A 6,595-nucleotide genomic window follows, 5' to 3' on the forward strand; every position below is an offset into this window, starting at 1 on the left:
CGGCGCCGGCGCCGAGGCGCTCACCACCTACATCAACTCCGGGCGCGCTCTGGGCATCATCTCCGGGATTTTTGTGTCGGTGGGCATCGCCTTCGTCTGTGGCCTGCTGGCGCAGTACGTCTCCCGGCTGCTGTTCAGCTTCCAGTTCGAGAAACGGTTGCCGTATGTAGGTGGGCTATGGGGCGGGCTTTCGCTTACGGCGGTCGCCTATTTCCTCCTCTTTAAGGGCATCAAGGGCGCTTCGTTTGTGAGCGATGGTTTCCTGGCCTGGGTGGATACCCACCTGTGGTGGATGTTGATCGGGATGTTCGTTGCATTCACCCTGATCATGCAGGTGCTCTTCTGGATGAAGATCAACGCCCTGCGAGGTGTCGTGCTGGTCGGGATGTTTGCGCTGGCGATGGCATTTGCCGGCAACGACCTGGTCAACTTCATCGGCGTACCTATTGCCGGGCTCGATTCCTTCCTGGCCTGGCGCGGTTCGGGCGTGCCGGCCGACAGCTACATGATGGTGGCGCTCGATCAGCCAGTGCGGACGAACACCTGGCTGCTCTTGCTGGCCGGTGCGGTGATGGTGGCTACGCTCTGGCTGTCGCGGAAGGCACGTACGGTGACGGAGACGGAAATCGGCCTCGGCCGGCAGGGCGAGGGCGTCGAACGGTTCGCCTCCAACCCGATCGCTCGTTCGATCGTCCGCGCCGCCCGAGATATCGGGGGTGTGTTGTCGAGCCTGTTGCCGGCCGCACTCAAGCGTCGTATCGACCGAAATTTCGAGCGCCCGCAGACCGCTTCGGCCGAAGAGGGTTCTCCCGACGCGCCGGCGTTCGACCTGATCCGCGCCTCGGTGAACCTGACCATCGCGAGCGTGCTTATCGCCATGGCGACATCGCTCAAGCTCCCCCTCTCCACCACCTACGTCACGTTCATGGTGGCAATGGGTGCTTCCCTGGCGGATCGTGCGTGGGACCGCGACACGGCGGTGTTCCGGGTCTCGGGCGTGCTCAATGTCATCGGAGGATGGCTCATCACAGCGGTGGTGGCGATGTCGATGGCCGGCCTCTTCGCCGCGATCCTGTACATCGGGGGGATGTACGCGCTGGCGGGCCTCTTAGTGCTCGCCGGCTACCTTATCTACCGCAGCACGCGGTTACATCGAGCGCGCGAAGAGGAGAGCGCCGAGCGGCGGGCCCACTACGAACGGCCGTCGGTTTCGCTTGCCGAAGTGTTTCACGAGACGGGAAACCATATCGCTGAAGTCCTGGACGACATCGGTAAGGCGCTTGAAAACGCCATCGGTGGGTTGGTGAAAGAAGATGCCTCTCGTCTCAAAAAGACGGAAAAGAAGATCAAACGGCTCATCGATCGGAACGAGGGCATGGGCGATACCCTGCCCCAGTATATCCGGAAGGTGGAGGAGTTGGAGAGCGAGGGGAGTAAAACCTACATCGCCGTGTACGACTACCTGAGCGACATGCTGCGCTCGTCCCGGTCGATCGTTCACACCAGCCGGACGCACGTCGAAAATAGCCACAAACCCCTGTCGCAAAGCCAGTACGCCGACCTCGATAATCTCTACGGGCAGACGGTTGGCTATGTTCATGCGATCAAGGATTACATCCATCGCGGCGAGTTCCACGATACGGCCGGCTTGCTCGTGAAGCGCGATGAGGTGATGGCGTTCCTGGAGGTGTGTATCGAGCGCCAGGTATCCGGCATCAAGGCCCGTAAGTATAACGAGATCAACACGGGCCTCTACTTTACGCTCCTCCTGGAGACGAAGGACTTCATGCTTGTCTCCGGCCGGCTCCTCGGGTTCTTCGAGAGCTTCTCGAATGGCGATAAGGTCTCGGTCATGCAGCAGATCGTGGGGTGATGGGGCTACAGCCTTGATCATGCGGCGCCTGATCCGTAGGTTCTATTCCCTATCGATCTGAGCCATGGAGCCGCTACCCGCCCGCGCAGAAGCCGCACTCGACCCATCTGAATCTACTAGCCCCACATCGGGGGCTTTTCGCCGCGTCCGTTTTCCAGGACTCGGTGTTCGTGTCGCCCGCTATGCAGGGATTGGCGTGGCAGGATTTCTGCTCGTGAGCGTGTTGTGGGTGATCCTGTACCGCTTCGCCGGTCCGCCGTTCACTTTCCTCGTGGTGCGCGATACCCTGGCTGGCTTGAACGTCGATCGCCGGCCGATGAGGCTGGAGGCGATCTCTCGCCATCTGGCCGTCGCCGTGGTGACGGCGGAAGATCAGCGCTTCTGTTTACACGATGGGTTCGACTGGGAGGCCATTGACAAGGCGCGGGACACCAACGAGCGGGGAGGCCGGCTCCGAGGCGCCTCGACGGTCTCGATGCAGACGTCCAAAAATGCATTCCTCTGGCCGGGGCGCACGTGGGTCCGCAAGGGGTTCGAAGCCTATTTCACCGTGCTGATCGAGACGTTCTGGCCCAAGTGGCGCATTCTGGAAGTATATCTCAACGTGGCGGAATGGGGCGACGGCCTCTTCGGCGCAGAGGCCGCCGCCCAGCATTATTTCAACAAGACGGCGGCTCAACTCACCCGGTGGGAGTCGTCCCTGCTGGCCGCTTCCCTGCCCTCTCCGCTGACATCCAATCCCGCCCGCCCCTCGGCGTACCTCGCTCGACGCGCATCACAGATCCGTGCACAGATGAACGATGTAGATGAAGGATTCGGGGCGTGTCTGGAGAAGTAGCGAAAAACGTTCAACGCCTACTGTCATTCGCTAATCGATAATCACTAATCGTCTGATCAATTCTCAAGGATCCTAACCCCGCCGCCCGAGCTGCGGAGCGTCAGCAACGGCCCGCCGCCGTTCATTTCGCCCTGAAGCCTGTCCCGTTTGATTTCGCCGCGGACAGCGACGGAGATGTCCGACTTCACCGATCCGCCGGAGGCCTGGGCGTCGATGTCGGCCTGGATGTCCTCGTCGAGGCGGATCGTCACCGTGCCGCCCGAGGTGCGGAGGGTCATGTCCTGATCGGGTTGGCCCAGCACCTCCGCTTCGATGCTGCCTCCGGAGGTGGAGGCGTTGACGGCGCCGGCGATCTGCGTCAGGCGGATGGAGCCGCCGGAGGTCTCGCAGTCCACGTCGCCCTCGGCCCGGTCGATCGTGATCGAGCCGCCAGACGTCTGGCAGTCCACGGGCCCGCCGGCGTCAGCCACCTTGATGCTGCCGCCCGAGGTGCGCAGTTTGCTGCGTTCACCGAGGCGCCGCGCTTCGATAGAGCCGCCGCTGGTGTGGGCTTCGGTAATGCCGCCAATATCATCCAGTGTGATGGATCCACCGGAGGTGTGGACGAGCGCCTCGCCGGCGATATCGGTCACCTGGATGCTTCCGCCGGCGGTTTTAAGATCGACGTCGATGTCCTCGGGGACTTCGACGATGAAGCGCACCTGCAGGCTCCGATTGCCCCATCCGCGCCAGTTGTTCGGGCGGTCGTAGCGGCCGATGATCTCCACGCCCCGGCTAGAGCCGTCGAGCGTGAGCGCGAACCGCTCGAACGCGGCATCGGCGTCGCTTTCGTTGCCGCCGTTCATTCCTTTGACGATGCGGACGATCACTTCATCCCCCTTGGAGCCCTCGACGACGATGGAGCCGAGGTCGGAGTCGATGATGAGGGTACTGTTGGCGGCGACGGCAAAGTTTTCTTCGGTGATCTCCTCGTGCTCGAATCGTTCCTGGGCGCGGGCCAGGTTGATGCCGGCGAAAACGAGGAATAAGCCGGCCAGGAGGGCGATGCGGATGGGGTTCATGACGACACGTGCGGCTGGTTCTGAATGGAGAAGGAATGGGGGATAAGACGAGAGGCGCGCGGCGCAGGTTACAGTGGCGGGGCGGGAAAGAAACTCTGCCGTGTCTGTACGTTCAATTCACCGTCTTTACTCTTTAATCCGCGATCTTGAATCCAATGCTCACCCGGGACGAACGCGAACGCTACAGCCGGCACATCATCCTGCCGGATGTCGGCGAGGCCGGCCAGGAGAAACTCAAGGCGGCTTCGGTGCTGCTGATCGGCGCCGGCGGGCTCGGGGCGCCGCTGGCCCTGTACCTCGCGGCGGCCGGCGTAGGGCGGATCGGGTTGGTGGATTTTGATACGATCGACGCGACCAACCTACAGCGTCAGGTGCTGTATGGCCAGAAGGACATCGGCAGGCCCAAACTCGAGGCCGCCGCCGAGCGTCTGGCGGATCTGAATCCGTATATTCAGATCGATCTCCATAACACACCGCTCACGAGCGCCAACGCGCTGGACCTCATCCGGGGCTACGACGTGGTGGCTGACGGGACCGATAATTTCCCGACGCGTTACCTCGTTAACGACGCCTGCGTGCTCACCGGCACCCCGAACGCGTACGGTTCGATTTTCCGATTCGAAGGCCAGGTGTCCGTCTTCGCCGCGCCGGGCGGACCGTGTTACCGCTGTGTCTTCCCCGAGCCGCCTCCACCCGGCCTCGTGCCCTCGTGCGCGGAAGGCGGGGTGCTGGGGGTGCTGCCTGGGATGGTGGGGACGATGCAGGCAAACGAAGTCATCAAGCTGATCCTGGGCATTGGCGAGCCCCTCATCGGCCGCTTGATGCTGGTGGAGGCGCTGTCGATGAAGGTACGCGAGTGGAAGATCCGTCGCGACCCCGACTGCCCGGTGTGTGGCGATCATCCCACTCAGACCACGTTGATCGACTACGACGCCTTTTGCGGCATCGCGCCGGCCGGTTCGGTCGCCGAGATCACCGTGCAGGAACTGCACACCCGCCGGCAAAACGGCGACGCACCGTTTATCCTGGACGTCCGCAACCCCGCCGAAGCCGAGGCTGCCAGCCTCGGGGCGGACCTCCTCATCCCTTTGGGCGAACTCCCGATGCGGATGGATGAACTGGAGGCTTACCGGAACCGGCCGGTGGTGGTCCACTGCCGCTCCGGCGCCCGCTCGGCCCAGGCGGCGCAGCAACTGGTGGACGCCGGCTTCAGCCAGGTCGAGAACCTGAAGGGGGGGATTCTGGCCTGGAGCAAGGAGGTGGATCCGTCGGTGGGGGCTTATTAAAGGGTTTAAGGTTCGAGGTTCAGGCGTGAAAGCGGTGGTGACAGGGGTTTGTGGTCACGTAGTACCGATTGTCCGGGAAGGATCGTAGCTTGCGGTCAAACGCTACTATCCACGCAACCCGCCCGACCATGAACGCCCCGGCCCGTCTCTTCCTTCTCCTGCTGTTCCTCCTCGGCCCGATGGGGGTTAACGCCCAGCCAATCCCTCTCGCGGCGCCTGAAGAACTCGGGTTTTCGCCGCAGCGGTTGGAGCGGATAACTGAGATCATGAAAGGGTATGTGGATGACGACCGGCTCGCCGGCTCCGTTGTGCTGGTGGCCCGTCACGGGCAGATTGCCTATCTGAAGGCGTTCGGCCAGCGGGACCTCGAGTCCGGCGCTCCGATGACGCAAGACGCGATCTTCCGGATCGCCTCGCAGACCAAGGCGCTCACCAGCGTCGCCACGATGATCCTGCAGGAGGAGGGGAAGCTGCTCATTACCGACCCCGTCGGGAAGTACATCCCTGAGTTCGCCCAGACCACGGTTGCGGTCCCGAACGAAGAGGACGGGTACGAGGTGGTGCCAGCCGAGCGCCCGATCACTATCCGCGACCTGCTCACTCATACGGCCGGCATCGGCTACGGCAGCGGGCCGGCGGCGGATAAATGGAAAGAAGCCGGCATCCAGGGCTGGTACTTCGCCGACCGCGACGAACCCGTCGGCGCGACGATCGCGCGGATGGGCGCCCTTCCGATGGATGCGCAGCCGGGCGCGCAATTCGTTTATGGCTACAACACGGACATTCTGGGGGTGGTGATCGAAAAAGCCTCGGGGATGTCGCTGGACGCCTTTCTTCGCGAACGGATCCTCGAGCCGCTGGGCATGCTCGACACCCATTTTTATCTCCCGATGGAGAAGCAAAATCGGCTGGCGACGGTCTACGGCTCGAAGGAAGCCGGCGGCCTGGAGCGGGTGCCCGATCCCGGCCACATGGTTGGCCAGGGAATGTATGTCAATGGCCCGCGCAAGAGCTTCAGCGGCGGCGCCGGCCTGCTGTCGACGGCCCGGGACTACGCCACTTTCCTGCAGATGATGGCCAACGGTGGGACAGGCAACGGGCACCGCATCCTCTCTGAAAAAACCGTCGAGCTGATGACCGTCGACCACCTGCGGGACATCCCGTACGGCGACAACGGCGTCGGCTTTGGACTCGGCTTTTCGGTGCTAAAAGACCTGGGTGACCGCGGCAAGCCGGGTTCCGTCGGCGAATACGGCTGGGGTGGAGCGTACCACTCGTCGTACTGGGTGGACCCGGCGGAGGACCTGGTGGTGGTGTACTTCACGCAGCTGTTGCCGGTCCGGAATATTGACGACCACGATAAACTCCGCATCGCGATTTACCAGGCCCTCCTCGAATAATGCAGCGCCCGCGTAGGTCGGGTTAGGTCCCCCCAGGGACCGTAACCCGACAACGTGGCGGGCGTGTTCAACCGTAACCCGACAACGTGGCGGGCGTGTTCAACCGTAACCCGACAACGTGGCGGGCGTGTTCAACC

Annotated in this window: 5 protein-coding genes; 4 read left to right on the forward strand and 1 reads right to left on the reverse strand. The window is 62.9% G+C overall.

Translation table 11 applies throughout. The features are described 5' to 3' along the window. Together SH809_12180 and mtgA are read left to right on the forward strand one after the other, a co-directional pair. Positions 1-1,873, forward strand: a 1,873-nt coding sequence (locus tag SH809_12180; protein MDZ4700456.1) for a hypothetical protein, incomplete at its 5' end; no start/stop codon positions are given. Positions 1,874-2,069: 196 nt separating this feature from the next. After that, positions 2,070-2,711 carry a monofunctional biosynthetic peptidoglycan transglycosylase gene (mtgA, locus tag SH809_12185; GenBank protein MDZ4700457.1) on the forward strand — a complete coding sequence of 214 codons (642 nt, stop codon included), beginning with the start codon at positions 2,070-2,072 and terminating at the stop codon, positions 2,709-2,711. 56 nt (positions 2,712-2,767) lie between these two features. On the opposite strand, the gene SH809_12190 is transcribed toward mtgA, so the two are convergent. Further along, positions 2,768-3,772 carry a DUF4097 family beta strand repeat-containing protein gene (locus SH809_12190; GenBank protein MDZ4700458.1) on the reverse strand — a complete coding sequence of 335 codons (1,005 nt, stop codon included), beginning with the start codon at positions 3,770-3,772 and terminating at the stop codon, positions 2,768-2,770. A gap of 155 nt (positions 3,773-3,927) precedes the next feature. On the opposite strand from SH809_12190, the gene moeB reads away from it, so the two are divergent. Beyond that, positions 3,928-5,058: a molybdopterin-synthase adenylyltransferase MoeB gene (gene moeB, locus SH809_12195; protein MDZ4700459.1), complete on the forward strand. Its 1,131-nt coding sequence runs from the start codon at positions 3,928-3,930 to the stop codon at positions 5,056-5,058. Positions 5,059-5,186: 128 nt separating this feature from the next. Then, complete coding sequence (locus tag SH809_12200; protein ID MDZ4700460.1) at positions 5,187-6,458, forward strand: serine hydrolase domain-containing protein; 1,272 nt, start codon at positions 5,187-5,189, stop codon at positions 6,456-6,458. Positions 6,459-6,595: the final 137 nt, after the last annotated feature.

The organism is Rhodothermales bacterium, from assembly GCA_034439735.1.
Lineage (GTDB): Bacteria > Bacteroidota > Rhodothermia > Rhodothermales > JAHQVL01 > JAWKNW01.

Excerpts from the sequence above, each read along its gene's own strand:
- SH809_12200 (MDZ4700460.1), top strand. The coding sequence starts at position 5,187 with ATGAACGCCCCGGCCCGTCTCTTCCTTCTCCTGCTGTTCCTCCTCGGC.
- moeB (MDZ4700459.1), top strand. The coding sequence starts at position 3,928 with ATGCTCACCCGGGACGAACGCGAACGCTACAGCCGGCACATCATCCTG.
- SH809_12190 (MDZ4700458.1), bottom strand. The coding sequence starts at position 3,772 with ATGAACCCCATCCGCATCGCCCTCCTGGCCGGCTTATTCCTCGTTTTC.